This window comes from Pseudoduganella sp. LjRoot289 (assembly GCF_964252925.1).
Classification (GTDB): Bacteria; Pseudomonadota; Gammaproteobacteria; order Burkholderiales; family Burkholderiaceae_D; genus Rugamonas.
The window spans coordinates 2170771-2185439 of record NZ_CAXUPN020000001.1 but is presented as its reverse complement, the minus strand read 5'-3'; the positions used below and the strand labels follow the sequence as shown (position 1 = coordinate 2185439).

Below are 14669 nucleotides of genomic sequence, written 5' to 3'. Positions count from 1 at the left end.
CGGGCCTAGCCATGGTTTTAGCAGCTTACATGCCATACAATTGCTGCACCGCACCCTGAACAAGGTCTTTCTCTCGTGATTTCCAAGCCTGTCCTGCTGGCCGCCGTCGCCGCAACCACGCTCGCCGCCTCGCCGGGGGCTGGCTACCGCACCGCGCAGCGCGCGCCGGACAGCGCCCCAGGTCCCGCAGGCGCCCCGGCTGCGGCCGGGCCAGCCGGGCCAGCCGCCGCGCGCCGGCAACTGGCGAAGCTGTGATGCGGATCGAGGGCATCCTCTGGGATAACGACGGCGTGCTGGTGGACACCGAAAGGCTGTTCTACCAGTCCAACCGCGAGGTCTTCCTGCCGTTCGGCATAGACCTGTCGGAGCTCGATTTTTTCAACTGGTATCTGGCCGATAATTGCGGCGCCTGGCACTTGCTGGAACAGCGCGGCGTGACACAGCAGCACATAGCCGAACTGCGCGACGACCGCAACCGGCGCTATGCCGAGCTGCTGCTGGACGCGGCCGTGACGCCGATAGCCGGCGTGGCGGAGATGCTGTCGGCGCTGTCCGCTCCCGGGCCGCGCTTGCGCATGGGTGTCGTCACCAGTTCCATGGGCTACCATTTCGAACTCATCCACGGTAAGCTGGACTTGCTGCGCCACTTCGCTTTCGTGCTGACGGCGGAGGCCTACGCCCAGCCCAAGCCGTCGCCGGAACCCTATCTGCTGGGCCTGGAACGCCTGGGTCTGCAGGCCGCGCAATGCGTGGTGGTGGAAGATTCGCCACGCGGGCTGCAGGCGGCCACGGCCGCAGGCATACGCTGCATCGTGCTGAGGCACGCGTTGACGCGGCATTACGACTTCCCTGGCGCATGGCGCATCGTGGACAGCGTTGCCGAACTGCACAGCTTGCTGGCTGGCCTGCGCTGAGCCTATGCCCCACTACCATTTATGCTGGGAACTTGGCGGCGGCCTCGGCCACGCCGGGCGGCTGAGCATCATCGCCGACGCCTTGCTGGCGCGGGGCCACCAGGTCAGCCTCAGCGTGCGCGACCTGGCGCAGACGCATGGCGTGCTGGCGGCGCTGGATGTCCCCGTATTGCAAGCACCGGTCTGGCTGCACCGCACCGAAGGACTGCCTTCCAACCACGGCAGCCTGGCCGAAATCCTGCTCACCTGCGGTTATCTGGAAGCGAAGGCGCTGACGGGGCTGGTGGCAGGCTGGCGCGCCATGTTCCGCCAACTGAAGCCGGACGTCGTGGTCGCCGACTACGCCCCGACCGCCGTCCTCGCTGCGCGCAGCATGGGCCTGCGCAGCGCATCGGTGGGCGTCGGCTTTTCCATGCCGCCGCGCGCCCAGCCGCTGCCATGCCTGCGTGCATGGGAGAAGATAGCGCCGCAGCGGCTCGCCGCCGCAGAGGAGCGCGTGCTGCAAACTGCCAACGCTGTGCTCACGCGCCACAACGCCGCGCCCTTCGCCTTCGCCGCCGACTTGCTACTCGGCGACAGGGCGCTGCTCACGACCTGGCCTGAGCTGGATCATTATGGCCGCAGCGGTCCAATCGCGCCGCCGGGAGGGGCAGACGCGGCCGCCGATGGCGTGGAATGGTACGGCCCCGCTTTCCTGCCCGGCGCGGGCGAAGCACCGTGCTGGCCAGAGGGCGACGGCCCCAAGGTCTTCGCCTACCTGAAGACTGCGCATGCCGGCCATGTGGAAGCCCTGGCGGCGCTGGCGCAAGCAGGTTGCCGCGTGCTGTGCTATCTGCCCGAAGTCGCAGGCGGCAAGCCGCCGCCCTTGACAGCGCCCAACCTGGCCTATGCAAGCAGCCCCGTCTCCCTGCAAGCCGCGCTGTCCCAGGCGCAGCTGTGCGTCTGCCATGGCGGCGAAGGAACGGTTGCGTCGTCGCTGCTGGCAGGCGTTCCCTTGCTCCTGCTTCCGATGCAGCTGGAACAGTTCCTGTGCGCTCGCCGGGTTGCCGGGGCAGGCATGGGTGTCAATTCAGCCATGTTGACGCAGCCGCTGGACTGGTCCCAGCTCGTTCGCCACATGCTGGCGACGGCGGGCTACGCGCGGGCAGCGCGCGCATTCGCTGCACGCCACCACGGGTACAGCGCAGCAGGAATGGCCGCACGCCTGGCGCGGGCCTTGGAGCTCTCCGTTTAATATAGGTGCATTGCCTTCCCCGCCACCAAGCCAACCAAGGTGACGAGCAGAGTGACCATGCTGCCCGTAAGCCAGCGCATGCTCGTCCGATGCTCACGGTCCATTGCGTCGCGCCGGTCTTGGGCCTGCTGCCATTTTGTGTCGCTCTCGGAACGCAATCTCTCGTACCTGAGTTCGCTTTGGTCACGGATGTGTTTCCATTCCGCAACCTGCACCTCCAGTTTGCGGTCAAATTCCACCCGGTCTTCCCTTAGTTTCGCCTCATGCACCAGGCGATTCTCCCTTAACTCTGCCTCCAGCGCGAGGCGATTCTCCTTTAATTTTGCCTCCAGTGCCGCCCGGTCTTCCTTCAACTTTGCTTCGTGGGCAGCCCGGTCTTCCTTCAGCTTGGCCTCGAGGGCAGCCCGGTCTTCTTTCAACTTGGCCTCGAGGGCAGCCCGGTCTTCCCTCATTTTTGCTTCGAGCGCCACGCGGTCCTGATCTATTTTGGCGTGGACGGCGTCGATTTTTCCCTGCCACTTCGCATCGGCGCGGTCAAAGCGCGCTTCCATGGACTCCCGGAAGGCGTTCAATTCCGCCCGTAATTCTTGAAAGCGCTGGTCCACACGCAGGAATCCGTCATCGACGTGCGTTTGTAGCGCTTTCAACACCGCAGTGACATTTTCCATGTTGACCTCCAGCCGGACTATTCGGGGTCCATGTCCATCTTCGGCAGCGTGATTGGTTTTGTCAACCGGGGCAGTACTCATGATCGGCTCCAGGCAAGGAATATTTCCCTACTGTCCTCCAAATCCGGCCTGCCGCTTTGAGCGGCCGCAAGCCCTGCTACTTGGGCCGGGGAGGAGGCAGTCCCGCGTCGGCGCGGACCGGGTCGCCGCTGCGGAGCCTGGCGACGCAGGCGGCGACGGCACGGGCGACGACGCGGACTTCTTGCTGGAATTTTTCTTCTCCGTCGAGCACCTCATGGCTGGCGGCGTAGGATTCGTAGTAGCCGAGGTAACGGTCCAGTTCGGCCTGGCCACCCGCGCTGACCAAACCCATCCAGCCCAACCAGTCGGACAGGTTGCGGCGCAGGCTTTCCGCGCCGGCAACATCGCCATGCACCACCAGACCGTAGGCCCGGCCCGCCAGATGCTTGGGATAGCCCCAGCCGGCCAGTTCCAGCGCCTTCGCTTCCGCGGCCTTCTTGCCGTGCGTGCTGGTCGGGTCCGGGTTGCCGCCGTCGGCGCAGACCAGGCGGTCCATCATCAGCTTGAGCACGCTGGGCGCCTGATACCAGTACACCGGCGTCAGGATGATGACGCCGTGCGCCGCCACCCATTTTTCGTAAATCTCCGCCATCCAGTCGTTGGTCTGGCGTTCGGCATGGTTGGGGTAGCAGCTGCAGGGCCAGTGGCACAGCGGCATGGCGGTCGAGACGCAGCCTTTGCAGGGATGGATGTGCAGGTCGTAGGCGGAGGTGAGCAGGCTGAGGTCGAGCACGTCGGTCTCGATGCGCAGCGACTCCAGCGTCGCGCGCGCCCATTGCGTCATGCGCCAGGTCTTGGAGGCCTCGCCGGGACAAGTGCCGTCGTTGCGGGCCGCGCCGATGATGAGCAGCACGCGCGAACGCGTCGCCGGGTCCTTCTGCCTGCGCTCGGCCGCCAGCAGCCGTTCGCGCGTGGCCACCCATTCAAGCGACAGCTTGTATGCCGGATCGGCGTAGCCTTCGCCGGCCGCTTGCGTGAGCGGCGCCTTGCGGCTGCCCTGGTAGTTGCGCCAGGCGACATCTTCCACCTGGTCGAGCGCGCCGCGCACGGTGTCGAAGGCGGGGTCGAGGAAGGAGCGGCGGAACTGCAGATGGAATTCGTCGCGCGCCAGCTGGGCGGGCGCCTGGCCCTTGCGTATCTCTGTCATCACAGCCTCCGGTGGTTTGCCTCAGCTTGCCACCGGAGCAGGGCGCGCTCTGTACGCTAACGTACGTTTACAGTTCCTGCCACTCGTCGTCCGCGCCATTGGCGGTCCTGCGGGAGGCCTTGGCCGGCTGGACGGCGACGGCCGGCAGGCGGCTGCCGGCGAGCGCGCGGCGCTTCGGCATGCGGCTGACCGATGCCGTCTGTGCGCCTTGCCGCGCGCCACCCGCCTCAGCAGTGGCCGTACCGGCCGCCAGCGTAAACACACCCACCGTGCCGGACAGCTGCAGTGCCTGCTCGCGCATGGCGCCCGCCGCAGCCGAGGCTTGCTCGACCAGCGCCGCGTTGCGCTGCGTGGTCTCGTCCATCTCGCTGATGGCGGCGTTGATGCCTTCGATGCCATCCAGCTGTTCCTGGCTGGCCGAGGCGATCTCGCCGATGATGTCCGTCACGCGCCGCACGCTGGCGACGATCTCCTCCATCGTGTGCCCGGCCTGGTCGACCAGCCTGGCGCCGCCGTCGACCTTTTCCACCGAGTCCGCGATCAGCGCCTTGATTTCGCGCGCGGCGGCGGCCGAGCGTTGCGCCAGGTTGCGCACCTCGTTGGCGACGACGGCGAAGCCGCGGCCCTGCTCGCCGGCGCGGGCCGCTTCCACCGCCGCGTTCAAGGCCAGGATGTTGGTCTGGAAGGCGATGCCGTCGATGACGCCGATGATGTCGACGATCTTGCGCGACGAGGCGTTGATCGACGCCATCGTGTCGACCACCTGCGCCACCACCGCGCCGCCTTTGCCGGCCACGTCGGACGCGGACTGCGCCAGCAGGTTGGCCTGCCGCGCGTTGTCCGCATTCTGCTTGACGGTGGAAGTGAGTTCCTCCATCGAGGACGCGGTTTCCTCCAGCGAGCCGGCCTGGCGCTCGGTGCGGGCCGACAGGTCGGCGTTGCCGGCGGCGATTTCAGCCGAGGCCGTGGCGATGGTGTCGGTGCCGCTGCGGACCTGGGTCACGATGCGCACCAGGCTCACATTCATGTCGCGCAGCGCGGCGGACAGCTGACCCACTTCGTCGGACGAGCGTACTTCGATATCCGAGCTCAGGTCGCCGTCGGCCACCGTGCGCGCCACCTTCACGGCATGGCCGATGGGGCCGACGATGCCGCGTGTAATGGTCCAGGCGGTGAGCAGACTCATCAGGCCGCCGGCCACTCCCAGCCCCACCATGATCAGGCGCGCATCGGCGGCGGTTTGCCGTGCCTCCTGCCCGGACGCTTGCATCAGCGCCACCTGGAAGTCGATCAGTTTTTCTATGGCTTCAAAGTAGGCGGTCTGGTTGGCTTGCACGCCCTGGTACATGGTGGCGATGGCCGCTGTCCGCTCGCCGTCCCTGAGCTGCTGCAGCACTTGGGTCAGGCCGTGGGCGTAGGCGTTGCGGGTCCCCTGGATGCGCGCGAGGATGTCGCGCCCGGCCGCCTGCGTCACGCTGCCTTCCAGCCTGGCCAGCTCGGCGTCGGCGCGTTTGCCGCTGGCTTCGGCCAGCTCGAGCTCGCCTTTTGCCGCGGACAGCTGCGGCATCAGCATGGCGTTGCGCAGGCTGCGCGCCTGCTGGTTGGCGGCGTCTTTGATGTCGTGCAGCAGATGGATCTTGGCGTAGCGGTCGTCCACTGTCCGCCCGATCTCGCCGCTGACCGCCTGCAGGCGGGTAACGCCGACGGTGATGACGACGGCAAGCATGGCGACGGTAAGCGAGAAGGCAATGGTAAGGCGGTGACCAATTTTGATATTTGCAATATTCATTTTGGTTTCGGTGTGGTTTTTTTTGGAAATCCCCAGCGTCTCCTCCGGGGAAGCGAAACAGTGTATCAGCGCTAATTTTATTTAGAAAGTAATATTTCCTATTGAAAATTGATGAACTTTTTAGCCACACATTGTGAAACTGGCAGGCGGCGAAATGTTGCGATTTCCGCCACCTGCGGTGTACACTCGACTGCGAGTTGCAGCAGCGCAAGCACTGTCATCCCATAACCCTGTCGGCCAGCCGCAAGGCCGGACTCAACCAGATAAGTGTTCACACGTGTACTCCCAAACGCAAATCGATCCGGTGCTGAGTTTCCAGAATGCGCAAGGCGAGACGGTCAGGGCCACCATCGTCAATTTGCAGCGCAGATCGCTGGTGATGGAGGTATACAACCCGTATTCCATCGTCCAGACCAGCGAGGTATTGAGCGGGCTGACCGTGCGCATGGGCGTGACGACCGCCTACGCGGGCAAGGCCGTGGTGATCAGCATCGTCAACACCGGACTGACCGCCATCGTCTCCGTGACCCTGATCGACGCGTGGCGCGAGTTGAGCGTAGTGGTGCTGGCGCCGGGCGCGGTGGGGCGCGAAGCGAGCCAGTTCGTGGCGGAGTGGAACGAGCGCTTCCGCATCCGTCGCGACTACCAGGTCGCCATCAACGAGACCCGGGCCTACTTGTCCGAAGTATCGCGCTGGGTGGAGCAGGTCGACCTGTCCGCGGCCCTGCCCAAGGAGCAGGGCAAGCTGCGCGCCGACGTGTTCGCAGAGCTGGCCGGCCCGCTGGTGCTGCGCACCAAACGCTATTTCAACGACATCAATGCCGAAGCGGCCAGGGTGGAGGAAGAGCTGTCGGCGTCGCACCGCGCTTTCGCGCAGGCGGCGCTGCATCCGCTGATATTGCGCGCGCCCTTCGTGTTCCGTACCTATACCAAACCGCTGGGCTATGCGGGCGACTACCAGATGGTGAACCAGATCCTGGACGATCCGCGCCAGGGGCCGAGCACCTACTTCCAGATCGTCAACGCGGCCTTCCTGCAGACCGCGGTCGCGGTGGCGCACCGCAACCGCATCGATATCCTGGTCGATTTCCTCAAGCGCATGGCCGGCGCCGCGCGCGCGGCAGGGCGGCCGGCCCGGGTGCTGAACGTGGGCTGCGGCCCGGCGGCCGAGATCCAGCGCTTCCTCAGGGAGTTTGACGAGCCGCACTGGCTCTCTTTCGAGCTGGTGGACTTCAGCGGCGAAACGCTGGAATGGACCGGCCAACGGCTCGGGTCCATCAACCAGGGACTGGCCAGGCCGGCCGGCCTCCGGTTCGTGCAGGACTCCGTGCACCAGTTGCTGAAGCGGCGTGTGGGCGCGGGGGAGGCCGGCCAGTTCGACGTGGTGTACTGCGCCGGCCTGTTCGACTACCTGTCCGACAAGGTCTGCGCCAAACTGATTGCCCACTTCACCGCGCGCATGCGTCCCGGCGGCCGCCTGCTGCTGACCAATGTCCACGCCAGCAATCCCGAGCGGCCGGGCATGGAGCATTTGCTTGAATGGTATCTGATCTACCGCGACGAGCTGAAGATGCAGCAACTGCTGCCGTCGGATGCCGGCGCGCGCGACATCTATGTCGACGCCACCGGCGTCAACGTATTCGCGGAAGCATCCGTCCCATGACCGCGCGGGGCCACCGCTTTGCCTAAGCGCCAGCGACCGGAGCAGCAATCGAGTTACTCCGCCGTGTTGCGGGCCTACCGGCTGCGCTTCAGCAGGGGCGGCGCGCTGACCGCAATCATCCTGATACTGCTGGGTATCGGGCTCGATTTCAGCCTCTATCCAGGGCAGCAGATGCCGTTCGCACTGGCGCGGGCGCTGTGCGCGGCGGCCCTGTACGGGGTGGTGCTGGCGATGCGCACGCCATGGGGCGAGGCCAATGTGCAATCGCTGACTTTCGGATGGCTGCTGGCGCCGCAACTGATGATCGCGTGGATGATCAACCAGACCGAAGGCGCCAATTCGATCTATTATGCGGGCCTGAACCTGGCCGTCTTCGCATCCGGCATCGCGCTGCCGTTCAGCCTGTGGCAAAACCTGTCGCTGGGCGGACTCACCTACCTGAGCTACTTCATGGCCTGCCTCCACCATCCGAACGGCGTCGAGTGGAACGGGCCGTTCGCGGTCAATTCCCTGTTCCTCGTCTTCACCGCCATCGCCAGCGCCGTGTGCACCTTCTACAACGAGCAGGCGCGCTTCATGTTGTACCGTCTGAAAGGCGAACTGGCGGCCAACAACGCGCAGCTGGAAGCGAGCAACCGCGACCTGGCCGAAATCAAGGGGCAGATGCTGCAGCAGGAGAAAATGGCGGCGCTCGGCACGCTGGCCGCCGGCCTGCTGCACGAGGTGAACAACCCTGTCAACTACTGCATGATGGCGATCGACGTGGCCATCGAGGAGCCGGCCGCCAGGGACAATGAACTGCTGAGCGATTGCCTGGCCGACGCCAAGCAGGGCATGCAGCGCGTGCAGCACATCGTCTCGGACCTGAAGACCTTCGCCTACCGCAAGCAGAACGCGGACCACGACAGCACGCGTTTCATGTTCGAGCGTGCGCTCGACTCGGCGGTGCGCCTGGTGAGCCATGAAACCAAGGGCGTGAAGATCGGCCGCGAACTGCGCGGCGACACCATGGTGCGCGGCGACGAGGCGGCCATCATCGGCGTGCTGATCAACCTGATCAGCAACGCCGCGCTGGCCATGCGCAAGCACGGCACGGCTGCGCCGGCGATCGCCATCGCCGCCGACACCGACGGCGGGCGCCTGAAGGTGTCGGTGCGCGACAACGGCCCCGGCATCCTGCCCGAGCATCTGGGCCGTGTTTTCGAACCGTTTTTCACCACGCGCGAAGTAGGCCAGGGCCTTGGACTTGGCCTGAGTATCAGCTACGGCGTGGTGCAGCGCCACGGCGGCACGCTGGTGGCCGACAGCGTCGTCGGGCACTGGACCCAGTTTACTTTCGACCTGCCTTGCGCAGGCCATCCACCGTTACCATGACATTTCCCGCGTCTAGAGAAGGAACAAGCATGAGCGACTACAGCAAGCCGGCTCCGGCCATATTATATGTGGACGACGAGGTCACATCTCTCAAGTACTTCCAGCGCGCGCTCGGCACGCTGGCGCCCATCATGACGGCGGCCTCGGTCGAGGAGGGCAGGCGCCTGCTGGACCAGCATGCCGACAGCATCGCCGTGCTGGTGTCCGACCAGCGCATGCCTGGCGCCTACGGCAACGAGCTGCTGTTCTATGCCTGGGACAAATATCCGCACATCATCCGCATCCTGACCACCGCCTACGCGGAGCTGGAGCACACGGTGGAAGCCGTGAACCAGGGGCAGATCCACCGCTACATGCAGAAACCCTGGGACATCGCCGGGCTGCGCATGGAAATGAAGCAGGCGCTGGACCTGGCCAGGCTGCGCAAGGAGCACGCGCAACTCCTGCGCGAGAAGCTGCTGGTGCGCCAGCAGCAGACCGTGTCCGCGCGCATCGGCACGGTCTACACGCTGAGCGCGAGCATCGCCGGGCAGGTGTCCTACCTGCCGGTGGATGCCTACCTGTCGGCCGCGCTGAGCGCCGGCATGACGCCGCCCGAACCGGACTGGCTGCTGATGGACCACGCCGACCTGACGGCCTCGGAAGCCTTCCGCAGCGCGGCCTTCGGGCTGGCCGTGCGCGAGCACCTGGGCGACATCGAACGGCGCTATCCGCACGCCGAGCCGGGACGCGCGCTGGACATGCTGGCCGAGACCTTTGGCGACCACTGCGCCGCGCTGGGCGACACCGGGGTGCTGTTCAAGCCCGGCGCCGGCTTGGCCGAATTCCTGGAAACGCCCACCGGCGACGCCGTCTCCTCGCAGCATGCCTTCTGGCTGGCCGCGCTGCTGTGGCTGGGACGACACGGTTGGTCGCTGCAGATTTGCGCGGGCGAGGGCGGCGGCGTGCAGGGCAGACTGGCCCAGGCGGACACTATGCTGACGCCGGCGCAGCTGGCGGCCTGGGTCGAACAATTTTAGGCGCGGCTTGCCCCCGGCGGTCCGCCATAGTATATTTATTGGGCAACATCGGCCGCCAATATCCCGTGGCCGCCGGTTCCTCGTGAGGTACGCGCTGTGACCCACCACGCTAGCGACATTCCCGACAGTTTCCTCGCCAAATGGCAAACCACCACCAACGTCCTGGCCGGCATCTTCGATGTCCCGGCGGGACTGATCATGCGGGTGCTGCCCGGGCAGATCGAGGTGCTGGTGTCCAGCCACAGCGAGGGCAATCCTTACGAGGCGGACGAAAAGGCCCAGCTCAATACCGGCTTGTATTGTGAAACCGTGATGGCCACGCGCGCACTGCTGCACGTGCCCCATGCGCTGGAGGATACGCACTGGGAACACAATCCGGACGTGGCGCTGAACATGGTGTCCTACCTGGGCGTGCCCTTGCTGTGGCCGGACAAGGAGGTGTTCGGTACCATTTGTGTCCTCGATAGCAAGAAACGCAACTACCAGGACAAATACGTCGAGCTGCTGTGGGAGATCAAGAAAAGCATCGAGCGCGACTTCGTCGTCATCGAGCAGCAACGGCAATTATTGGAAAACAACGCCGAGCTGCAAGCGGCGCTGCAGCGCCTGACCGCATTGCAGGACGAGCTGCTGCGGTCCGAGAAACTGGCTGCGCTGGGCGCGGTGGTGGCCGGCATTTCCCATGAACTCAACACCCCCATCGGCAACAGCCTGCTGGCCGCCAGCACTTTGCAATGCCACGCGGCCGACTTTGCCGTCGACATGAAGCAGGGCCTGACGCGCAGCCGCATGCTCGATTTCGTCAGCACGGTGGAGCAGGGTGCCGGCATCTTGATGCGCAGCCTGGACCAGGCGGCGAAACTGGTCGGCAGTTTCAAGCAGGTGGTCGACGACCAGTCCGCAGCCGACCGGCGCCGTTTCGACCTGGGCGAGATGGTACGCAGCGTGCTGTCGGAACTCAACCACACCATCCAGGGCAGCGGCCACCGCGTCCACTGCGCGATCGCGCCGGGCATCCTGCTGGACAGCTATCCGCAGCAGCTGGCGCAGGTGATGACGCATCTGGTGTCGAACGCTGTGCAGCACGCTTTCTTGCCGGGCGTGGCCGGCACGGTGCGCATCGCGGCCCAGCCGGACAGCGAAGGCCAGGTTGTGCTGACCGTGCGCGACGACGGCCTGGGCATCCCGCAGGCCAACCTGGGACGCGTGTTCGACCCTTTCTTTACCACGCGCCTGGGGCGAGGCGGCAGCGGCCTTGGGCTGCACATCGTCTACAAGCTGGTCACCGCGGCCTTGCACGGCAGCGTGGAGGCCAGCAGTGAACCTGGGCAGGGAGCATGTTTTACGGTCGTGCTGCCGCTGTCGGCGCCGGCGCCGTTGCAGAAGCCCGAAGTGCGCGCCGTCCGCAATGGCAATTTTGTATGATGGTCTGACCCTTTCCATTGCCAGGAGCACAGCCATGCCACGAGGAGCCAGCCCGAAACGGGAACGCGAGTACAACGAGCTTGAGGAGAAGTTCGAGAAGGAAGGCCGCTACAAGGGGCGCGAGGAGGAGGTGGCGGCGCGCATCGTCAACAAGCAGCGCAAGGAGAGCGGCGAGACCAAGGACCAGAAGGGCAAGGACGCCGCAGGTACGCTGCCCATCCGGAATTACCAGCAGCTCACCGTCACCGAAATCCGCAGCCGCCTGGACGAGCTGAACGCCGCGCAACTCCGTAAATTGCGCAGCTTTGAGGCTGCGCACAAGAACCGCAAAGGCGTGCTGGAAGCGCTGGAGCGCCGCGCCAAATAACGCTACACTGCTCGCTCAATAACTTGAGGGAGACGGACATGCAATATCGCGGCAGCTGCCATTGCGGCAATGTGAAGTTCGAAGTTGAACTCGACGGCAAGATTGAGAGTGCGCTTGCCTGCAACTGCTCCATTTGCCAGCGCAAGGGGGCGCTGATGACATTCTTCGCGCGCGACCGGCTGAAGCTGCTCACGCCCGACGACGCCATGGGCAGCTACGAGTTCAACAAGCACGTCATTCACCACCGGTTCTGCAAGACCTGCGGCATCCAGCCCTACAGCGAGGGCGTAGGCCCCGATGGCAGCGCCATGGCCGCCCTCAACATCAATTGCCTTGAAGAGTTCGACGTGGCCGCGGTGCCGGTCCAGCATTACGACGGGCGGTCGCGCTAGGGCTTGGCGGGCATCAACGCAGCGTGTGCCCGCCGACCACCACCACCACATCGCCCGGCTGCAGCGCCGGCGCCAGCGCGCGCACAGCCTGGCCTGCGCTGAGCAGGGCGGTGAAGATCAGCAGCACGCCCATGCTGCGCGCCGTCACGGTGGCGGCGCGCGGATGCGCGTTGAACCAGCCGCTGGCCTGGCTGGACGCCAATGCCAGAGCGCCGTAGACGCCCAGCTGTGTCAGCGCCGTAATCATCCCCAGCACGCCGGACTGCAGCCACAACGGCCCGTGGTCCGTCTTCAGGAACTGCGGGAAGATGGCCAGCATGAAGATGTAGGCCTTGGGATTGAGCAGGCTGGTCATCATGGCGCGGCGGAAGATCGCGGCCGGCGCCAGCACCTCGTGCCCTGCGCTCGGCTTGAACACGCTGTCGCTGCGAAAAAAAACCGCTCCCATCCAGGCGATATACGCCGCGCCCGCCAGCAGCAGCACATGGAACAGCGCCGGCCACAGCTTCAGCAGCACGGCGATGCCGGCGGTCGCCATCAGCAAATGGCACGCGCCGCCCGCGACGATGCCGCCCACGGCGGCCAGCCCGGCACGCCGCCCGCCGAGGATGGAACTGGCCATGACGAAGGCCATGTCCAGGCCCGGCAAAACGATGATACCGAATACAACGACGAAGTACAGCCAGAGATTGGCGCTTTGGTTCATATGGGTCTCCCTATCGAAGACGCCAGCATAAAACCAAAATAGGGCAGATTCCGCCCTGATTCTCTGCTATCTTTGTCGCATGTACCATCCCACTACCCGCGTTCTGGCCGTGCTGGAACTGCTGCAAACGCACGGCCGCATGAGCGGCGCCGACATGTCCAGGCGGCTGGAGGTGGACGGGCGCACCCTGCGCCGCTACATCGCCATGCTGGAGCAGATCGGCATCCCCATCCTGAGCGAGCGCGGGCGGCATGGCGGCTATGCATTGATGCCGGGCTTCAAACTGCCGCCGATGATGTTCACCGACGACGAGGCGCTGGCCCTGTCGCTCGGCCTGCTGGCCGCGCGCAGCCTGGGACTGGCCGAAGCCGCGCCTGCGGTAGCGAGCGCGCAGGCCAAGCTGGAACGGATCATGCCGGCCGGTTTGAAGCAGCGCGTCGGCGCCATCGACGAGACGGTGCGGCTCGACCTGGCGCGTGCCACGGCGCCGCAGGACAACGCCGCGCTGCTCATCCTGAGCGAGGCCGCCCAGTCGCGCCGCCGCGTCCATTTGCGCTACCGGCCGCCGGGCGCCGGTGAAAGCGAGCGCGGATTCGACCCGTACGGCCTGGCGTTCCACGGCGGCTGCTGGTACGCGGTCGGGCACTGCCACCTGCGACTGGACATGCGTACCTTCCGCCTGGACCGTATCGTCGATGCGGCGCTGATGGCGCAGCGCTTCGAGCGCCCCGATGGTTTCGACGCGCTGGCCCACCTGCGCCTGTCGCTGGCCGCCATGCCGCGCGCCTACGCCGCCACCGTGCTGCTGAAGACGAATTTGCACACAGCGCAGCGTTTCCTGATGGACGTCATCGGTCTGTTCGAACAGACCGGCGGCGGCGTGCTGCTGCACAACCAGTCCGACGACCTGGCTTGGTTCGCGCGCGAGCTGGCCAGCCTGCCGTTCGAATTCGAAGTCATTTCGCCCGACGCGCTGCGGACCGAGCTCCGCACCATAGCCGCGCGCCTGTCGCAAATCGCCGCCGTCCGCTAAAATGCCCGCGCTTCGCCACCGGGCCGAGCCGCATTCGAGGGCTCGGGCTGCCACTAGCGTCTGTTTATTCAAGGATTTATGATTCAGAAATTGATTGCCGCCGGCGCCTTCGCGCTGGCTTCCGGCTGGGTGTTCGCGGGTGCTTGCCCCAGCCACTATGTCGATGGCCGTGCGCCGGAGATCCGCAACGCGAAACTGGCGTCCGCCACCAGGGAGCTGTGCTACGGCGTGTTCGGCGTGATGCATTCGGGGATCACGCGCACGCCGCTGTGGTCCGCCGAATACCTGACGGCCGACAAGATCGAGCAGGCGCAGGACCTGGACCGCGAGAATTCCTTCCACGCCGAACCCCGGCTGCCGCGCGACCAGCGCGCAGAACTGTCCGATTACGCCCGCAGCGGTTTCGACCGCGGCCATATGGCCCCCAACGGCGACATGCCGGACCGCGCCAGCCAGCGCGACAGCTTCACGCTCGCCAATATGGTGCCGCAGGACGCGGACAACAACCGCCATATCTGGGCCGGTATCGAGCAGGCGGTGCGCAAGCTGGCCAAGAAGGAGGGGTCGCTGTACGTGATCACCGGTCCGGCCTTCATCGGCTCGGACTTGCGCAAGGTGGGCAATGTGCTGGTGCCCAGCCACCTGTACAAAGTGGTGTATAGCCCGCGCCAGCGCGCCGGGGCCGCGTATTTTGTTGAAAACCGCGCGGACGTGAACTATGCGACCATGACGGTCGCGGAACTGGAGGCCAAGGTCGGCATCGATCTGCTGCCTTCGCTGTCGGACCGCCAGAAGCAGACCATGCTGCGCCTGCCGGGCGCCAGGCCACGCAAAGACAAACGTTGAAAGGAGCCGTC

16 protein-coding genes are annotated in these 14669 nt (G+C 65.6%); 11 read left to right on the top strand and 5 right to left on the bottom strand.

Translation table 11 applies throughout. The features are described 5' to 3' along the window. The first annotated feature begins 75 nt into the window (after positions 1–75). From ACSQ8Y_RS09320 to ACSQ8Y_RS09310, 3 genes are read left to right on the top strand one after another with little or no spacing between them, the layout of a single operon-like run. Entirely contained in the window at positions 76–255 is a 180-nt protein-coding gene (locus ACSQ8Y_RS09320; RefSeq protein ID WP_436266166.1) for a hypothetical protein, read from the top strand. Further along, positions 255–914, top strand: coding sequence for an HAD family hydrolase (locus ACSQ8Y_RS09315; RefSeq protein ID WP_436269793.1), 660 nt, complete (start codon positions 255–257; stop codon positions 912–914). The genes ACSQ8Y_RS09320 and ACSQ8Y_RS09315 overlap by 1 nt, the downstream gene beginning before the upstream one ends. Positions 915–918: 4 nt before the next feature. After that, positions 919–2148, top strand: coding sequence for a glycosyltransferase (locus ACSQ8Y_RS09310; RefSeq protein WP_436266165.1), 1230 nt, complete (start codon positions 919–921; stop codon positions 2146–2148). On the opposite strand, the gene ACSQ8Y_RS09305 is transcribed toward ACSQ8Y_RS09310, so the two are convergent. From ACSQ8Y_RS09305 to ACSQ8Y_RS09290, 4 genes are all read right to left on the bottom strand, one after another. Beyond that, positions 2145–2816: a hypothetical protein gene (locus ACSQ8Y_RS09305; protein ID WP_436266164.1), complete on the bottom strand. Its 672-nt coding sequence runs from the start codon at positions 2814–2816 to the stop codon at positions 2145–2147. The genes ACSQ8Y_RS09310 and ACSQ8Y_RS09305 overlap by 4 nt on opposite strands. Positions 2817–2973: 157 nt before the next feature. Next, positions 2974–4044 carry a flavodoxin family protein gene (locus ACSQ8Y_RS09300; protein WP_436266163.1) on the bottom strand — a complete coding sequence of 357 codons (1071 nt, stop codon included), beginning with the start codon at positions 4042–4044 and terminating at the stop codon, positions 2974–2976. Between the two features lie 67 nt (positions 4045–4111). After that, positions 4112–5833 carry a methyl-accepting chemotaxis protein gene (locus ACSQ8Y_RS09295; RefSeq protein ID WP_436266162.1) on the bottom strand — a complete coding sequence of 574 codons (1722 nt, stop codon included), beginning with the start codon at positions 5831–5833 and terminating at the stop codon, positions 4112–4114. Positions 5834–5931: 98 nt separating this feature from the next. Then, positions 5932–6108, bottom strand: a complete 177-nt coding sequence (locus ACSQ8Y_RS09290) for a hypothetical protein (protein WP_436266161.1) — start codon at positions 6106–6108, stop codon at positions 5932–5934. Positions 6109–6110: 2 nt separating this feature from the next. Between ACSQ8Y_RS09290 and ACSQ8Y_RS09285 the strand changes: the two genes are divergently transcribed. The 6 genes from ACSQ8Y_RS09285 to ACSQ8Y_RS09260 all read left to right on the top strand — a co-directional run bounded on the left by ACSQ8Y_RS09285 (position 6111) and on the right by ACSQ8Y_RS09260 (position 12073). Then, the gene (locus ACSQ8Y_RS09285) at positions 6111–7496 is read left to right on the top strand and encodes a class I SAM-dependent methyltransferase (protein WP_436266160.1); all 1386 of its coding nucleotides are present in this window, start codon (positions 6111–6113) and stop codon (positions 7494–7496) included. An 18-nt stretch (positions 7497–7514) separates the two neighbouring features. After that, positions 7515–8870, top strand: coding sequence for a sensor histidine kinase (locus ACSQ8Y_RS09280; protein WP_436266159.1), 1356 nt, complete (start codon positions 7515–7517; stop codon positions 8868–8870). A gap of 29 nt (positions 8871–8899) precedes the next feature. Continuing rightward, positions 8900–9889, top strand: a complete 990-nt coding sequence (locus ACSQ8Y_RS09275) for a response regulator (protein WP_436266158.1) — start codon at positions 8900–8902, stop codon at positions 9887–9889. Positions 9890–9985: 96 nt separating this feature from the next. After that, the gene (locus tag ACSQ8Y_RS09270) at positions 9986–11314 is read left to right on the top strand and encodes an ATP-binding protein (RefSeq protein WP_436266157.1); all 1329 of its coding nucleotides are present in this window, start codon (positions 9986–9988) and stop codon (positions 11312–11314) included. Positions 11315–11348: 34 nt separating this feature from the next. Continuing rightward, the gene (locus ACSQ8Y_RS09265) at positions 11349–11681 is read left to right on the top strand and encodes a hypothetical protein (protein WP_436266156.1); all 333 of its coding nucleotides are present in this window, start codon (positions 11349–11351) and stop codon (positions 11679–11681) included. Between the two features lie 38 nt (positions 11682–11719). Further along, positions 11720–12073 carry a GFA family protein gene (locus ACSQ8Y_RS09260; protein ID WP_436266155.1) on the top strand — a complete coding sequence of 118 codons (354 nt, stop codon included), beginning with the start codon at positions 11720–11722 and terminating at the stop codon, positions 12071–12073. Between the two features lie 13 nt (positions 12074–12086). Here ACSQ8Y_RS09260 and ACSQ8Y_RS09255 read toward each other — a convergent pair whose 3' ends face one another. Then, complete coding sequence (locus ACSQ8Y_RS09255) at positions 12087–12779, bottom strand: LysE family translocator (RefSeq protein WP_436266154.1); 693 nt, start codon at positions 12777–12779, stop codon at positions 12087–12089. A 79-nt stretch (positions 12780–12858) separates the two neighbouring features. Here ACSQ8Y_RS09255 and ACSQ8Y_RS09250 point away from each other — a divergent pair, with 79 nt between their 5' ends. Further along, positions 12859–13812 (top strand): helix-turn-helix transcriptional regulator, encoded by a 954-nt coding sequence (locus ACSQ8Y_RS09250; RefSeq protein ID WP_436266153.1) that lies wholly within the window; start codon positions 12859–12861, stop codon positions 13810–13812. 78 nt (positions 13813–13890) lie between these two features. Then, the gene (locus ACSQ8Y_RS09245) at positions 13891–14658 is read left to right on the top strand and encodes a DNA/RNA non-specific endonuclease (RefSeq protein ID WP_436266152.1); all 768 of its coding nucleotides are present in this window, start codon (positions 13891–13893) and stop codon (positions 14656–14658) included. The last annotated feature ends 11 nt before the right edge of the window (positions 14659–14669 follow it).